Here is a 14,917-nt window from a genome sequence, read left to right on the forward strand (position 1 = left end):
ATGCGGGCGGTTTAGCGCGCGGGCGTCTTGCCGGGAAGGGCGCGGCCCGCGATCACCGCCCCTTGGCCGAATTTGGCGCGCAGGGCGTCGATGGCGGTCTCGGTCTTGAGCGCCCGCGTCTCGGAGGTTTCGAACAGCACGGGCGTGTCGACGGCATCCACGATCTCGGCCATGCCGATGCCGATCAGGCGATAGGGGCGACCGAGTTCGGGGGCCATCAACTCCCGCCCGGCGGCGAACAGGGCGCGAGCCGTCTGGACGGGTTCGGGCAGGCTGACGCGTCGTGTCACGATCTTGAAATCCGTACGCCGCAGCTTCAGCACGATGACCCGGCTGGCCACGCCGTCGCGCCGCGCCTTGGACGCCAGTTTCTCGCACAGCGGCCACAGCTCGGCCTCCAGATCGGCGGCGCTGGTCAGGTCTTCGTTGAAGGTGTTCTCGGCACTCATGCCCTTGCGGTCGCGCTCGGGATTGACCGCGCGGGCGTCTCGCCCGTGGGCCAGTTCGTGCAGGCGAAAACCGGTCTCGCCATAGCGTTTGATCAGGTCGCGCGGATCGGCGGCGGCCAGGTCGCCGACGGTGGCGTAGCCGTCGCTTTGCAGCGTCTTCAGGAACACGGGCCCGACGCCCGGCAGGACCTTGACCGACCGGGGAGCGAGCAACGTCTGGGCGTCCGAGCCGATCACGGAGAAGCCGCGCGGCTTGTCCAGTTCCGAGGCGACCTTGGCCAGGAAGCGGTTGGGTGCCAAGCCGATGGACACCGTCAGGCCGGTCTCGCGCTCAATCTCGTTCTGGGCCTGGACCAGTTGCCAGACGGGCGGTCCGCCGTTCAGCCGCTCGGTGCCCGCCAGATCGACCCAGGCCTCGTCCAGCGACAAGGTCTGAATCAGGGGCGTCAGTCGGGCCAGGGTGCCGAGGATGCGCTCGCTCTCATGCACATATTTGCGAAAGTCCGGCTTGATGACGACGGCGTCAGGACAGGCTTTCAGCGCCTTGAACATCGGCATGGCGCTGCCGACGCCATACTGGCGCGCGACATAGCAGGCGGTGGAGACCACGCCGCGTCTGCCGCCGCCGACGATCACGGGCCTGTCGCGCAGCTCCGGCCGATCGCGCTTTTCCACTGAGGCGTAGAAGGCGTCGCAGTCCAGATGGGCGATGGTCAGCCGGTCCAGCTCCGGGTGCGCGATCACGCGCCGCGACAGGCAGGCCTCGCATCGCGTGACGATGTCGGCCGAACTCCACAGACAGTCGCGACAGAGGGATTTCATGCGGAAGGGTGACGGCCTTGTGTCGGGGTGATGAGACGGCTTCACCCCAACTTAAGAGACGTCGTGACAGTGTGCACGTGAAGACGGCGAAGATGTCGCTTCGCGCAGATACGCTTCAAGGCTGAAGCGGAAAAGACCGGGTGCCGATGTCCAAGACCGTCCTCATTGTCGAGGATAACGAGCTGAACATGAAGCTGTTTCATGATCTGCTCGACTCGCAGGGCTACCAGACGCTGCAGACCCGCGAGGGCCTGCAGGCGCTGGCGCTGGCGCGCGAACATCGTCCGGATCTGATCCTGATGGATATCCAGCTGCCGGAAATCAGCGGCCTTGAAGTCACCAAATGGCTGAAGGACGACGAAGAGCTGAGCCATATCCCCGTCATCGCCGTGACCGCCTTCGCCATGAAGGGGGACGAGGAGCGCATTCGCCAGGGCGGGTGCGAGGCCTATATCTCCAAGCCGATCTCGGTGATGCATTTCCTCGACGTCGTGCGAAAGCACCTGGGATAGGGCGATGACCGCACGTATCCTCGTCGTCGATGATCTGGAGACCAACGTCAGGCTTCTCGAGGCCAAGCTGACGCTGGAATACTATGAGGTGCTGACCGCCATGGATGGCGCGACGGCGCTGCAGATCGCGGGCGAGGAACGCCCTGACATCATCCTGCTGGATGTCATGATGCCCGGCATGGACGGGTTCGAGACCTGCCGCCGGCTGAAGGCCGATCCGGTGACCCGCCACATCCCCGTCGTGCTGGTGACCGCGCTGGACGGGCGCGAGGACAAGATCAAGGGACTGGAGGCCGGGGCCGACGACTTCGTCACCAAACCGATCGACGACCTGATCCTGTTCGCCCGCGTCAAATCCCTGGTCCGGCTGAAGTCCGTGATGGACGAGCTGCGCGAGCGCGAGGAGAGCGGCCGTCGCATGGGCGTCGATACCGGGGGTGCCGGGCGCCTGCGCGGCTCGGGCGGCCGCATCCTGATTGTCGACGACAGCACGGTTCAGGCCGAGCGGATGGTCGAGCAGTTGTCGCAGGAGCACCGTCCGGTGGTCGAGCGCGATACCGCCGCCGCCCTGATCGCGGCGCGCGGGCCCATCGACCTGATGATCGTCAACGTCTCGGCGGCAGAGTTCGATGGACTGCGGTTCGTGGCCCAGGTGCGCTCGACCGAGGCGTCGCGCCGCGTGCCGGTGCTGGCCGTGGTCGATCCCGCCGACCGGCCGCGTCTGGTCAAGGCGCTGGAGCTGGGCGTCAACGACATCCTGCCCAAGCCTGTGGACCCCGAAGAACTGTCGGCCCGCACCCGCACCCAGGTGCGCCGAAAGCGCTATACGGATTTTCTGAAGGAAAAGCTGGATTACAGCCTGGAGATGGCCGTCACCGACGCCCTGACCGGCCTGCACAATCGCCGCTACATGACCGGTCAGCTGGACGCCATGATGGTGCGCTCGGCCCAGGGCGGGGAGGGCGTCGCCGTCCTGATGCTGGACATCGACCACTTCAAGGTCGTGAACGACAGCTTCGGCCACGACGCGGGCGATGAGGTTCTGCAGGAATTCGCCGTCCGCCTGGCCACCAATGTCCGGGCCATCGACCTGCCGTGCCGGTTGGGGGGCGAGGAGTTCGTGGTCATCATGCCGGGGGCCTCGCTGGAGGCCGCGGCACGCGTGGCCGACCGCATCCGCCGCGACGTCGCCAGCCAGCCCTTTCCGATCATGGGCGGTGCCGAATCCCTGACGGTGACCGTGTCCATCGGCGTCTCGGCCAGCGGCGACGCCCATGACAGCCCGGATGCCCTGCTGAAACGGGCCGACCAGGGCGTGTACGAGGCCAAGGCCCGGGGCCGTGACCAGGTGATCGCCCGCGCCGCCTGACAGGATTGACGCTTGTCGGCGCGGCTTCGCCAAGTATGACAGGGAGTTCATCTGACACGGGACCGACGCGCCGCTAGCGTTGCGGGCCGTTCAAGGAGCCGTCATGCGCCAGTTCACGAAACCCGCCGTCCACGCCATGCGCATGTCTGTCGCGCCTGTCGCGCTGGCCCTGATGCTGGCCGGCTGCGGCTCGATGTCGGGAACCGAAACGCCAGTTGCGACGGTACCAACCGCCGCCTGGCAGCAGCAGGCGCTGGACGACATCCGCATCCTGTCGGCCGACGACATGGCCGGGCGCGATACGGGCTCGGCGGGTGGCCAGATGGCGCGGGACTATATCGTCGGGCGGCTGGAGGCTCTGGGCGTGGCCGCGCCGCCCGTGGGCCGGTTCCAGCCGTGGGAGGCCCAGAACCGTGGCAAGACCTGGAACGGCATCAATGTCATCGGCCTGATCCCCGGCACGCGGGTGACCGACAAATACATCGTGGTCACGGCACACTACGATCACGTCGGCACCCAGGAAGGCCTGATCTATAACGGGGCAGACGACAATGCGTCGGGCGTCGCCACCATGCTGGCGCTCGCCGCCGATCTGAAGCGTCAGGCCCCGGAGCACAGCGTGCTGATCGTCGGTTTCGACGGCGAGGAGCACGGCCTGCTGGGGGCCAAGCATTTCGTCGAGGCCCCGCCCGTGCCCCTGACCTCCATCGCCATGAACCTGAATTTCGACATGACGGCGCGGGCCGAAACCGACGGCAAGCTGTGGGTCACCGGCACCTACCAGAACCCGCAGTTCCGCCCGATCCTGGAGGGCATTCCGGCCAATGGATCGGTGTCGCTGGCCTTCGGTAAGGACACACCGCAGGACACGGGCACCGACAACTGGGTCGAGGCCTCGGACCACGGTCCCTTCTACCGCGCGCAGGTGCCGTTCCTGTATCTGGGCGTGAACTATCATGCGGATTATCACCGCCCGTCCGACGATTTCGAGCGGATCACGCCGGCGGTCTTCATCAGTTCGACGGAGCTGGCGATCGCGTCGTTCCGGGCGCTGGATCAGAACCTGAACCGCTGAGGGCTCAGCCCTCGCTGCGGATATCCAGCTTCAGCCCCATGATTTCGGCCAGGGCCTTGCCGCGCTTGCGGGTCTGCTCTCCCAGGAGGGCGTGGGCATAGCCGTCTGTCGCGCTGAGGATCAGGTGGCCGTCCTCGACGGCGGCACGGACATTGACCAGCAGGCTGGGCGACCGCCCTGACAGATCGCAGGCCAGGCGGATGGCGATGCCCAGGGTGCGGGCCTTGCGGCGCTGGTCCTCGGTCAGCAGGCGTTCGATGATTTCCGGCTCGGGCGTGGATGCGCCGCCGCCGTAGCGGGCGTTGACGGCACAGGCCAGCCAGGCGCGCTCGGCATGGGTCTGGCCCGGCACGGGCGCGCGCAGGACCTGGTCGAAGGCCAGTTCGACGCGGTGATCGACGTGCAGCCGCGCCCCGATGTCGGCCACGCGGCAGGCGGCGTCGGCCAGCACGATGTCTCTTTCGACTGTGAAGGACGGGGGCAGGGTGTTCATCAAGGGCTGAACCCAGGCCTGCAGGACGCCGGGCAGGGTCGGGGATATCCCCTGACGCACACCCAGAGAGGTGCAGCCGGCCAGCAGGGGATCGTCGGCGGCGACGTCCGGCTCCAGCGCCTCATACAGCAGGCCCTCTCGAACCCCCCAGGCCGACAGCACGATGCGCTTCAGGCCCAGCCGTTCGATCAGGCCCTCAAGCACGAGGGCGGCGTAGGGCAGGGTCTCGGCCCGCTTCTTCGACAGGCCCGGCCAGGCCTCCAGCGAGGCCTTGGAGGAGCGCGATACCAGCCGCGCGATGTCGCGGGCCGAGGCAGCGTCCAGTTCGTACTGGTGCACCACCTTCAGCGGATATTGCGCATGGGACATGTGCACCTGGGCCAGGGTCCGCCAGGCCCCGCCGACGGCATAGAGGGTGTCGGTGCTGAAATCCGGCGCAGCCTTCAGCCGCTTGGCGATCAGGTTGCGGACCCGGTCGGCGTCGAACCCGGCCGGATCGGAGAGCGAGAAGGGCCCCAGCGGCAGGGTCACGCCGCGCTGCACCTGACCGTCGCCGATCCGCGTCAGCTCCAGGCTGGCCCCACCCAGATCGGCAGACACGCCCCTGGCATCCGGAATACCGGCCAGCACACCCAGGGCCGCATAGCGCGCCTCGTCCTCGCCCGACAGGACGCGAACCTGAAGCCCGGTCTCCGCGGCGACCTGATCGCAGAAGGCCTGGCCGTCTGCGGCCTCGCGCACGGCGGCGGTGGCGGCGACGAAGACATGGGCCGGCTGTACCGCCTCTATGACAGCGGCGAAGCGTTTCAGGGCCGTCAGGGATTGCGCCGCGCCCGTGACCGACAGCCTGCCGGTGGTGGACAGGTCTCGTCCCAGCCCGGCCAGGACCTTCTCATTGAAGACGGTCCAGATGGCGCGCCCCTCCAGCCGGTACAGAACCAGGCGCACGGAGTTGGAGCCGATGTCGACGGCGGCGACATCCTGGGGCGGGCCGAGCGTGGTCAGCGGCATCAGCGCTTCTTCCGCGCGGGCGTGTAGCTGAGGTTCTCCGGGCGGGTCTTCACCTTGCGGCCGCGACCCGACAGGCTGGGGTTGGTCATGAAATATTTGTGGGCCGAGAAGCCGTGTTCCGCATCGGCAGGCTGGACCCGGCGGTAGGAGCCGTCCGGCTCCAGCACCCAGCTCTGGATGTCGTCCTTCAGATTGGCGACCATGATCTGATCCAGCACCTGATCGTGCACCGTCGCGTTCAGGACCGGCGTCATCAGTTCGACCCGGCGGTCCAGATTGCGGTTCATCCAGTCCGCAGACGAGATGAACAGCTTGGCCTTGTCGTGCGGCAGATCGCGACCGTTGGCGAAGGCGACGATGCGGCTGTGCTCCAGGAAGCGGCCGACGATCGACTTGACCCGGATGTTGTCGCTAAGGCCGGGCACGCCGGGGCGCAGGCAGCAGATGCCGCGGATGACGAGTTCGATCCGTACACCCCACTGGCTGGCGCGATACAGGGCGTCGATGACTTCCGGATCGACCAGGGAGTTCATCTTGGCCCAGATGGCCGCCGGCTTGCCCTTGGCGGCGGCCGCCATCTCCCGGCCGATGAGGTCGATCAGGGACGACTTCATGTTCAGGGGCGAGACGACCAGCGCTTCCAGCTCGTCCGGCTGGGCATAGCCGGTGATGTAGTTGAACACCCGCGAGGCATCGCGCCCCAGCATTGGGTTGCACGAAAACAGCGACAGGTCGGTATAAACCCGCGCCGTCACGGGGTGATAGTTTCCGGTGCCGAAGTGGCAGTAGGTGCGCAGCGCATCGGCCTCGCGCCGCACCACGACGCTCAGCTTGGCGTGGGTCTTGTATTCGACGAAGCCGAAGACGACGTGGACCCCGGCCCGCTCCATGGCCCGCGCCCATTTCAGATTGGCCTCTTCGTCGAACCGCGCCTTGATCTCGACCAGGGCGGTGACGTTCTTGCCGTTCTCTGCCGCCTCGATCAGGGCGGCGACGATGGGGCTGTCCTTGGACGTGCGGTACAGCGTCTGTTTGATGGCGATGACGTTGGGGTCGCGTGCGGCCTGACGCAGGAACTGGACCACCACGTCGAAGCTCTCGAACGGGTGGTGGATCAGCATGTCCTTTTCGCGGATGGCCGCGAAGATGTCGCCGCCGTTGTCGCGGACGCGTTCGGGATAGCGCGGCTCGTAGCCCTTGAACTTCAGGTCCGGATGGCCGCCCGCGATCAGGTCCGAGACCTGGGCCAGGCCCAGCATGCCATCGACCAGCACCGTGTCCTGCGGCGCGGCATCCAGCTCGTTGGTGATGAAGGTGCGCAGATCGTCAGGCATGGACGCCTCGATCTTGATGCGCACGACCGAGCCCATGCGACGCTGCTTCAGCGCCTCCTCGAACTCCATGACCAGATCTTCGGCTTCTTCCTCGATCTCGATGTCGCTGTCGCGGATCAGGCGGAAGACCCCGCGCTCCAGCACGTCGCAGCCGGGGAACAGGTGATCGATGAAGAGCATCAACAGGCTCTCCAGCGTCAGATATCGGCTGCGACCGGGCGTCGACCGGCCATCGGTGGCCAGGGGCCAGAACCGCTTCACCTGGGCCGGGACGGGGACCAGGGCATAGAGGGTGCGGTTATCCCGCCGTCGCTTCAGCTTCAGCGCCAGCGAAAATCCCAGGTTGGGCAGGAAAGGGAAGGGGTGGGCCGGGTCGATGGCCATAGGCGTCAGCACGGCGAAGAGCTGGTTCAGGAACTCCGGTTCCAGCCGTTCACGTTCGGTCTTGGTGATCTTGCCCGCATCGACGACCTCGATCCCGGCGTGAGCCATCTCCTTGCGCAGCTGACGCCAGCGCAGTTGCTGCTCGTCCATCAGGGCGCCGGCCGCGATATTGACCTGCTCCAGCGCTTCGGCGGGTGTCAGGCCGTCGGGCGAGACCACGCGCACACGCTCACGCACCTGACCCTTCAGCCCGGCCACGCGGGTCATGTAGAACTCGTCCAGATTGTTGGCCGAGATGGACAGGAACCGCAGCCGCTCCAGCAGGGGATGGTCCGCATTGGCCGCCTCTTCCAGCACGCGGCCATTGAAGGCCAGCCAGGACAGCTCGCGATTGAAGAACCGCTCGGGCGAGGCCATCAGCGCCTCGGACAGCTCCTGCTGCTGGGCGCGGGAGGAGGGGACTTCCTCACCGGTCGTGGCGTCATGGATGCGCGTATCGCTCATTCACCGGTTCTGACCGGTCACGGGCGCGGCTGCAACCGTCGAAAGACGACACGAAAACGCCGCCCGATCCGGGGGCCGGGCGGCGCATCGTCCGGGTACTGAAAGACTACCAGCTCCAGGCGTCGCGGATCACCTCGATGATGTAGCCGTCGTACTGGTCGATCAGATAGATGTTGTTGTCGACCAGTACCCAACGCGTGGCTTCGGGCGGATAGCCCAGGCCATAGGTGCGCCAGTCGTTCAACTGATACCGCCAGAAGATGCTCGGCAGATACTCTCCCACGCGGTAGTCGCGATTGTAATAGCTGCGCGGGACGCTGTAGTAGCCATAGCCCGGTGCGAAGTAGAAGCCGAAGCGATAGCCGCTGTACCCACGGAACCGCCGGTCGTCCCGCCACCAGTAGCGGTCGCGGTTCTGATACCAGTTGCGCCGCCACTGCTCGCTGTTGAACCGCCTGCGGAACTCCCAGTGATTGCGGTCCCGGTCGCGGTCGTTGTCCCAGCGCGGGCGATCGGGACGGTCGGGCCTGTCCGGACGATCCGGTCTGTCAGGACGGTCGGGCCGGTCGGGGCGATCAGGTCTGTCTGGCCGGTCGGGACGCGGCCTGTCCGGGCGGTCGGGTCTATCTGGCCGGTCGGGTCGATCAGGGCGGTCAGGGCCCGGCCTGTCTGGGCGATCAGGACGGTCGGGCCTGTCCGGGCGGTCGGGCCGATCCGGCCGCGGCCGGTCTGGTCTATCCGGCCTGTCGGGACGATCCGGCCTGTCGGGGCGCGGTTGATCAGGCCGATCCGGACGGGGCCTGTCGGGGCGGTCAGGACGATCAGGCCGCTCTTGGCGCGGCCTTTCAGGTCGTTCCGGCCGGTCCGGACGGGGCTGCTGCACTTCGGGGGCCGAGCGTTCGGTCCGGGCTGTGCGGTTACCGCCGCCGAAGCGACTGTTTTCCCGATCGATTTCGGGCTGGGGGTCCTGAGCCATGGCCGCCAGGGGGGCGACTGCCGGCAGGACAAAGGAGGCGATCGCCGCCGCCATCAACAATGACCGTTTCATCGTCGTATTGATCTCCGCACACCCTCTGGGTGGCCTGTCTGGACGATCGGCGTTTTCGTATGAACCGCGACTGAATAAATCTCCGCGAAATCCTTACGCTTTCGTCATGAAAAACGCCCCGCCGACCGAGGTCGACGGGGCGTCTGCTGGCCGATCTGCAGCCGCTTAGAACACGTCGTACAGGACGCTGGCGATCAGGCCGGTCGCGATGGCCGTCAAGACGATATCATTGCCGGCGTGAACGTAGCGATAGCCGCGAGGCGCGGGGCGCAGGCCGTAGATGTAGGGGTCATTCACGTAATAGCCGCGATAGGCCGACGGCAGGTAGCCGCCGCGCACCCAGCGCGTGTTGTAATAGCGGGGCTCGACCCGATAGTAGCCGTGGTTGGGCGCATACCAGTAACCTTGGCGCGCGCCGCGATAGTCACGGAAGTCGGCGCGGCCCTGCCACCAGTTGCGATTGTTGCGGTCGTAGCGGCGCTCCTGACGGAAATCACGGCGATCGTCACGGCGATCCTCGCGGAAGTCACGGCGGTCGTCGCGTCGGTCGCGGCGGTATTCGCCCCGGTTGCGATAGTCGCCCTGACGGAAGTCACGGCGGTCATCGCGGCGCTCCTGGCGGAATTCGCGTCGGTCGTCACGGCGCTCCTGACGGAACTCGCGGCGGTCGCCCCGATCCTGGGCTGCAGCGGCCATTGGAACGGCGGTCGTCGCCATGGCCACGGCGATGACGGCGGCCTTGGTAAAGCGGTTCATGAACGTTCTCCTTTACTCGGGTCGGCGACGGAAAAGGCGATCCGGCCCGTTTGATAACCAAACTTCGCGCGCGGCCGATGAACTGTGCCTGAATGGGTCTGTCAGCTTGCGCGGGTGCGGCACCATGCCCAGATGGCAAGCTGAACAGGAGCCGCGCCATGACGATCGCCCCCATCCAGCTCTGGTACTGGCCCACGCCCAACGGCTGGAAGGTGTCCATCGCGCTGGAGGAGATGGGCCTGCCCTATGAGGTCAGGCCGGTGAATATCGGCACGGGCGAACAGTTCCAGCCCGCCTTCCAGGCCATCAGCCCCAATGGTCGCATGCCTGCCATCGTCGACCCGGACGGGCCGGACGGCCTGCCGCTGTCGATCTTCGAGTCCGGCGCGATCCTGCAGTATCTGGCGACCAAGTCCGGCCAGTTCTATGCCAAGGATGCGCGCGGTCGGGCCGAGATCGATCAGTGGCTGTTCTGGCAGGTCGGCGGCCTGGGGCCCATGGCGGGCCAGACGCATCATTTCCGGCAGTACGCGCCGGCTCTGATCAAGGATCAGCGTCAGATCGCCTATGGCGTTCGCCGCTATACGGACGAGACGCACCGTCTTTACGGCGTGCTGGACCGGCGGCTGGCGGACCGGGACTACGTCGCCGGAGCCTATTCCATCGCTGACATGGCGATCTGGCCGTGGATCCTGCCCGAGCATCAAGGGCAGAACATCGACGAGTTCCCGAACCTGAAGGCCTGGCTGGCGCGGGTGGGGGAACGGCCTGCAGTGATCAAGGGCAGGGCCGTCGGCGATGAGCTGCGCAGCAATCTGGCGGCCAGCGGCAAGGCGGCGGAAGAGGCCCGCAAGGTGCTGTTCGGACAGCGGGGACGCTAAGACCTCGTCAATGACTGTAAACGCCGGGTTGCCAATAGATTTCAGCTTGATGAAGGCCTGAGAACGTCTTCATTCCGGCTTTACGAAAAAGTCTTCTGCCACCGTTTCGCCGTTAACATTAACTTCAAACCACGGGTATCTTATCGCGTCACAGGAAGGGCCAGAAAGGCCGGTTCCAGGAGACACGGTGATGATCGCGCAAGAAACCGCGCCTGACGCAATCCACGAGCAGGGCCTGCCCCTGCCGACGGCCGAGATGAGCGGGGACGACCTGTTCCGGCTGGGCATGATGTATTCGACGGGCCAGAACGGCTGCCCCATCGACCGCGTCTCGGCCCACATGATCTTCAACCTGGCGGCCATGAAGGGCTCGATCGAAGCGCGCGTGTATCGCCGCGAAATGTCGAACGAGATGGAGCGCGAGGAAATCTCTGAAGCCCAGAAGGCGGCGCGCCGCTGGATCGACGCGGGCGTGGTGTCCCTGGCCGCCTGACGGCCCTCGTAAGGGCACGCGGGCGGGTGCGTGCCACCCCTGCTATTTCCAGCCGCCGTCTGAGCAGACGATCAGCGATCGGCTGCGGGCGATAAGTCCTGCAACTACGGCCTCTGCGGCGTCTCACGGGTTCGCAGCCAGGAATACAGCATCGATCCGCCGATCAGGGCGAGCGTGGCGACCAGCGACCATTGCGGTTCGAGGTAAGGCACCAGCGCCTGGCCCGTCATGTCCTTCCAGCCCTTGTAGAGGCCAAAGTTCCAGACGATCTTGACCCCGATCAGCACCAAGACCAGCGATAGGCCGTACTTCAGGTATTTGAAGCGCGCGACTGCCTCGGCGAGCATGAAATACATCGACCGAAGGCCCAGGATTGCAAAGATGTTGGACGTGTAGACGATGAAGGGGTCCTTCGTGACGGCAAAGATCGCCGGCACGGAATCGACTGCAAAGATGACGTCCACAACTTCGACCATAACCAGCGCCAGGAACAGCGGCGTCGCAAACAGGACCACCCGGCCGGAGCCCTTCGGGTCGGGCTTTCGAACGAAGAATTTGTGGTTGTCGATCGTATCGGTGATCCGTATCCGCTTCCTGAGGAAATTCAGGACGGGGTTCCTGTTCAGATCCATCTCGTGGGCGCCGCCGAAGATCATCTTCCAGCCCGTGAAGATCAGGAAGGCGGCGAAGATGAAGAGCACCCATGTGAACTCGTTCACGATCGCTGCACCCAGCGAGATGAATATCGCCCGGAATACGATGGCCCCCATGATCCCCCAGAAAAGCACGCGGTGCTGATACTGACGGGGTACCGCAAAGAAGGTGAAAATCATCCCGATGACGAAGATGTTGTCGAACGCCAGAGCCGTCTCGAGCAGGTAGCCGGTGAAGTACTGCAGAACCGCCTGCTGGTTCAGGTTTTCCGCGCTCATGTAGTAGGCGGGATCCGGCTCGTAGACGAAATAGACGTAGGCCCCGAACGCGACGGCTATGCCCGCGAACGAGGCCCACATGACGGCGGATTTCCTGGCCGAGACGACGCCGTCCTTGTTGTTGAAGACCCCGAGGTCGAGCCACAGCAACAGCCCGATGAAAGCGAGGAAGGCCATCCATAGCCAGACCGGTTGACCGACATAGGTCGCAGCAAGAAACGGAAGGGACTCAAACATCCCGCACCCCTGATTTTTCAAGATGGCGCCGCGTAACGCCTATCCAAACGAGGGTCCGACATCGCAGCCGACGCCTCGGCTGCCAGCGGGGCCCGGACCCGTGGAAAATGATCGCATTTTGCACAAGCACGAAGCCGACATTCTCAGTCGGCCCGGTCAGACTTCGATGATCTATTGTCCTGCCGCTCAGCTTTGATCACACTCGGATATCGAAGATGTGTCGACTGGGTTGGCGTGGGACGCTGTCGTTGCCGATGGTGTGAGGGGCTTCGACCGGTCTATCGGTCGACGTGCTGCGGTGCGTCGCCGTCCGGGCGGTCATTTGCGTTGCCGCTGTGTGCCAAGCCCTGTCGACTGTGCGGATGACTGGCGGCAGGGTCATGATGGCGGCCGTTCCATCAGGCTGACGAGGAACTTTGTGGATCCGAGAGCTGACCACTGCGAGCGGCTGACGAACAACGCGTCTGAAGACTTCGCGCGTGCCTTTTTCTGAATTGCGGGCATGTGAACCTGTTGGTGAGGATCATATTCGGAGGGGGCGCGTGCGGGTCGACTGCCGAGAGGGGGCCGCGGCAGCCGACCCTGGGCGCTATCGCGCCGTCGCGTGGGTGCGTCGATCCAGCGACACAAGCTGGTCCTTGATCGACAGCTTCTTCTTCTTGATGTCGGCGACCAAAAAGTCGCTGGGGCGCGGGCGTGACCGCTCGTCCCGCAGCGCCATGTCGAGCAGGGCATGAAAGCCCCGCAAACGACGTTTCATCACAATCGACATTCAGCCTCTCCGTTCTGAAACGGGGCGTCGATCCACATCAGGCTGCTGACAAAATGTCCTGGCCGGACCCGGGATCGGGCGCACCCGATGCAAACCGACATCACGATCACGACGATCGTCAGAGGGGCCCGGGCTGCTGGGTGATACTGCCAAACCCAGGTTGCGCAAGCCAATCAGAAAAAGTGATGCAGTCCATAACGACCCCTCATGGCCCGGGCGGACCACGTTCGAGGGCGCGCAAGACTTCCTGAGCCAGCAAGGCTGACGGTCCTCCGGCACCGCGTGCGGAAACCAGGGCGATTTCGCTGTCTGCCAGAACCGGCAAACCCGAGCGCAAGACGGTCAGGTCGCGTGGGGCCATGGCTGCGGGCAGGACGCCGATGCCGAGACCGGCTCGGAGCGCCGCCATCTGTCCGGCGAGACTGGGGGAGGTGAAGCACGGCCTGAAAGTCATCCCGGCCTCGGACAGGGCCGCCAGGGCTCGCTTGCGATAGATGTCCGGCGCGGGCGCGACGATGAGCGGGAGGGGTGACAGCTCCATTATCGAGGCATCCAGCGCGACCCAGACCAGCGGCTCGCTCCAGACCCGCACACCCAGTTCCGGACCGACGGGCTCGCGCTTGATCAGCGCGAGGTCGAGCAGTCCCCGAGACATCTGATCCAGCAGATTGGCGGTATAGTCGCACGTGACCGACAGCTTGATCCGCGGATGGCTGCGGGCGAAGGCACCGAGGATGGCCGGAAGATGGATGGTGGCGATGTCCTCCGGCGCACCGAAGCGCACCTCGCCTTCCAGATCGCCATCGCCCAGCGTCGAAAGGATGTCGTCGTTCAGCCGTACCAGACGACGGGCCTGCGGCAGCAGTGTCGCCCCCTCGGTCGTCAGGGTTGCACTGCGCCCTGTGCGATCCAGCAGAGGGGAGCGTAGCTGGTCCTCCAGACGCCGAAGTTGCAGACTGACGGCAGGCTGTGACCGCCCCAGCAGACTGGCCGCTCTGGTGAAGCTGCCGGTCTCGGCTACGGTAATGAAGGCGCGCAGCAGGTCGATGTCCAGATTGACCAGTCGCAGCGCCATGACATCAACATTCGTTATCGCCGAGGCCGTAGTGATAATGCAGCGAACCGTTTCGGTCCACGCCGCCCGATGTCAAAAACTGACGGTCACGCCGACAAACGGGGCATGGCCCACGCGGTCTTCGGCATCATCGCGGATGTCCTGTTGACGCAGATAGCCCAGGCTGACGTCGTAGCGTCCAAAGCCGCGCTCGAAGCCGACGAAGGTCCGCAGACCCGTCACGCCGGTTTGGCCGCCTGGTTCAGTATTGCGCAGAGTGACGAAGACCTCTGCGTCGCCGGTCAGGGCCCAGCCATCCTCGTCATCCGTCAGCGGAAAGGTCGCGCCGATCCGCTGCCTCAGTCGCCAGCCCGTCCGGGGATCGATATTGACGAACCGCTGCTCCAGCCGGGTTCGGAACTCCAGCGGGCCCCAGTCGTATCCGACCTGTTGCAGCAGGCGCACCTCGCGCTCGTCCGGGCCGTTCCAGCGATGTTCGACGCCGACGTTCCAGTCCCGGCCCCGACTGTCCTGACGCTTCAGCCACAGACGGGCGAAATAGGTGTCATCACGCGGGTCGCTGCGCAGCCGCTGGGCCGTTTCCAGCTCGATGGAGGTGCGATCGTCCAGTGAGGTTTCGACAGCGGGGTTGAACCACAACTCGCCCGCTTCGTCCTGGGCCAGGGCGGAGTGGGCGAGGCCCAGCAGAAAACCGACCGCCATGACGGCCGTCTTGACGTAACGCATATCGAAATCCTGAAGGGGCGGGCCGGGGGGGGGCAGCCCATGCC

General features: G+C 65.4%; 14 protein-coding genes. 5 read left to right on the forward strand and 9 right to left on the reverse strand.

Annotation, left to right across the window (positions count from 1 at the left end):
• Positions 1-11 precede the first annotated feature (11 nt).
• Positions 12-1,271, reverse strand: coding sequence for a DNA polymerase IV (locus JHC81_RS06730; protein ID WP_292172376.1), 1,260 nt, complete (start codon positions 1,269-1,271; stop codon positions 12-14).
• A gap of 146 nt (positions 1,272-1,417) precedes the next feature.
• Between JHC81_RS06730 and JHC81_RS06735 the strand changes: the two genes are divergently transcribed.
• The 3 genes from JHC81_RS06735 to JHC81_RS06745 all read left to right on the forward strand — a co-directional run bounded on the left by JHC81_RS06735 (position 1,418) and on the right by JHC81_RS06745 (position 4,227).
• Positions 1,418-1,783 (forward strand): response regulator, encoded by a 366-nt coding sequence (locus tag JHC81_RS06735; protein WP_292172379.1) that lies wholly within the window; start codon positions 1,418-1,420, stop codon positions 1,781-1,783.
• A gap of 4 nt (positions 1,784-1,787) precedes the next feature.
• Complete coding sequence (locus JHC81_RS06740; protein WP_292172381.1) at positions 1,788-3,152, forward strand: PleD family two-component system response regulator; 1,365 nt, start codon at positions 1,788-1,790, stop codon at positions 3,150-3,152.
• Positions 3,153-3,255: 103 nt separating this feature from the next.
• Positions 3,256-4,227, forward strand: coding sequence for a M28 family peptidase (locus JHC81_RS06745; RefSeq protein WP_292172384.1), 972 nt, complete (start codon positions 3,256-3,258; stop codon positions 4,225-4,227).
• Between the two features lie 4 nt (positions 4,228-4,231).
• Here the strand turns inward: JHC81_RS06745 and JHC81_RS06750 are convergent, their stop codons facing one another.
• From JHC81_RS06750 to JHC81_RS06765, 4 genes are all read right to left on the reverse strand, one after another.
• On the reverse strand, positions 4,232-5,731 hold the full coding sequence (locus JHC81_RS06750; RefSeq protein ID WP_292172387.1) for a Ppx/GppA phosphatase family protein: 1,500 nt from the start codon (positions 5,729-5,731) through the stop codon (positions 4,232-4,234).
• A complete protein-coding gene (locus JHC81_RS06755; RefSeq protein WP_292172389.1) occupies positions 5,731-7,953 on the reverse strand; it encodes an RNA degradosome polyphosphate kinase in 2,223 nt (740 codons plus the stop codon). The genes JHC81_RS06750 and JHC81_RS06755 overlap by 1 nt, the downstream gene beginning before the upstream one ends.
• Positions 7,954-8,059: 106 nt before the next feature.
• Positions 8,060-9,001, reverse strand: a complete 942-nt coding sequence (locus JHC81_RS06760) for an RcnB family protein (RefSeq protein WP_292172392.1) — start codon at positions 8,999-9,001, stop codon at positions 8,060-8,062.
• A gap of 165 nt (positions 9,002-9,166) precedes the next feature.
• Positions 9,167-9,757, reverse strand: coding sequence for an RcnB family protein (locus tag JHC81_RS06765; RefSeq protein ID WP_292172395.1), 591 nt, complete (start codon positions 9,755-9,757; stop codon positions 9,167-9,169).
• A 158-nt stretch (positions 9,758-9,915) separates the two neighbouring features.
• Here JHC81_RS06765 and JHC81_RS06770 point away from each other — a divergent pair, with 158 nt between their 5' ends.
• Together JHC81_RS06770 and JHC81_RS06775 are read left to right on the forward strand one after the other, a co-directional pair.
• The gene (locus JHC81_RS06770; RefSeq protein ID WP_292172397.1) at positions 9,916-10,638 is read left to right on the forward strand and encodes a glutathione S-transferase N-terminal domain-containing protein; all 723 of its coding nucleotides are present in this window, start codon (positions 9,916-9,918) and stop codon (positions 10,636-10,638) included.
• Positions 10,639-10,828: 190 nt separating this feature from the next.
• A complete protein-coding gene (locus JHC81_RS06775; protein WP_292172399.1) occupies positions 10,829-11,131 on the forward strand; it encodes a sel1 repeat family protein in 303 nt (100 codons plus the stop codon).
• A 104-nt stretch (positions 11,132-11,235) separates the two neighbouring features.
• Here the strand turns inward: JHC81_RS06775 and JHC81_RS06780 are convergent, their stop codons facing one another.
• The 4 genes from JHC81_RS06780 to JHC81_RS06795 all read right to left on the reverse strand — a co-directional run.
• The gene (locus tag JHC81_RS06780) at positions 11,236-12,300 is read right to left on the reverse strand and encodes a TerC family protein (RefSeq protein ID WP_292172401.1); all 1,065 of its coding nucleotides are present in this window, start codon (positions 12,298-12,300) and stop codon (positions 11,236-11,238) included.
• A 589-nt stretch (positions 12,301-12,889) separates the two neighbouring features.
• On the reverse strand, positions 12,890-13,072 hold the full coding sequence (locus tag JHC81_RS06785) for a YdcH family protein (protein WP_292172404.1): 183 nt from the start codon (positions 13,070-13,072) through the stop codon (positions 12,890-12,892).
• 205 nt (positions 13,073-13,277) lie between these two features.
• Positions 13,278-14,147 (reverse strand): LysR substrate-binding domain-containing protein, encoded by an 870-nt coding sequence (locus JHC81_RS06790; RefSeq protein ID WP_292172405.1) that lies wholly within the window; start codon positions 14,145-14,147, stop codon positions 13,278-13,280.
• Positions 14,148-14,219: 72 nt separating this feature from the next.
• On the reverse strand, positions 14,220-14,917 hold a 698-nt coding region (locus JHC81_RS06795), incomplete at its 5' end, for a DUF2490 domain-containing protein (RefSeq protein ID WP_292172406.1).

Source organism: Brevundimonas sp. (assembly GCF_016463295.1).
Classification (GTDB): domain Bacteria; phylum Pseudomonadota; class Alphaproteobacteria; order Caulobacterales; family Caulobacteraceae; genus Brevundimonas.

Excerpts from the sequence above, each read along its gene's own strand:
- JHC81_RS06730 (WP_292172376.1), bottom strand. The coding sequence starts at position 1,271 with ATGAAATCCCTCTGTCGCGACTGTCTGTGGAGTTCGGCCGACATCGTC.
- JHC81_RS06735 (WP_292172379.1), top strand. The coding sequence starts at position 1,418 with ATGTCCAAGACCGTCCTCATTGTCGAGGATAACGAGCTGAACATGAAG.
- JHC81_RS06740 (WP_292172381.1), top strand. The coding sequence starts at position 1,788 with ATGACCGCACGTATCCTCGTCGTCGATGATCTGGAGACCAACGTCAGG.
- JHC81_RS06745 (WP_292172384.1), top strand. The coding sequence starts at position 3,256 with ATGCGCCAGTTCACGAAACCCGCCGTCCACGCCATGCGCATGTCTGTC.
- JHC81_RS06750 (WP_292172387.1), bottom strand. The coding sequence starts at position 5,731 with ATGCCGCTGACCACGCTCGGCCCGCCCCAGGATGTCGCCGCCGTCGAC.
- JHC81_RS06755 (WP_292172389.1), bottom strand. The coding sequence starts at position 7,953 with ATGAGCGATACGCGCATCCATGACGCCACGACCGGTGAGGAAGTCCCC.
- JHC81_RS06760 (WP_292172392.1), bottom strand. The coding sequence starts at position 9,001 with ATGAAACGGTCATTGTTGATGGCGGCGGCGATCGCCTCCTTTGTCCTG.
- JHC81_RS06765 (WP_292172395.1), bottom strand. The coding sequence starts at position 9,757 with ATGAACCGCTTTACCAAGGCCGCCGTCATCGCCGTGGCCATGGCGACG.
- JHC81_RS06770 (WP_292172397.1), top strand. The coding sequence starts at position 9,916 with ATGACGATCGCCCCCATCCAGCTCTGGTACTGGCCCACGCCCAACGGC.
- JHC81_RS06775 (WP_292172399.1), top strand. The coding sequence starts at position 10,829 with ATGATCGCGCAAGAAACCGCGCCTGACGCAATCCACGAGCAGGGCCTG.
- JHC81_RS06780 (WP_292172401.1), bottom strand. The coding sequence starts at position 12,300 with ATGTTTGAGTCCCTTCCGTTTCTTGCTGCGACCTATGTCGGTCAACCG.
- JHC81_RS06785 (WP_292172404.1), bottom strand. The coding sequence starts at position 13,072 with ATGTCGATTGTGATGAAACGTCGTTTGCGGGGCTTTCATGCCCTGCTC.
- JHC81_RS06790 (WP_292172405.1), bottom strand. The coding sequence starts at position 14,147 with ATGGCGCTGCGACTGGTCAATCTGGACATCGACCTGCTGCGCGCCTTC.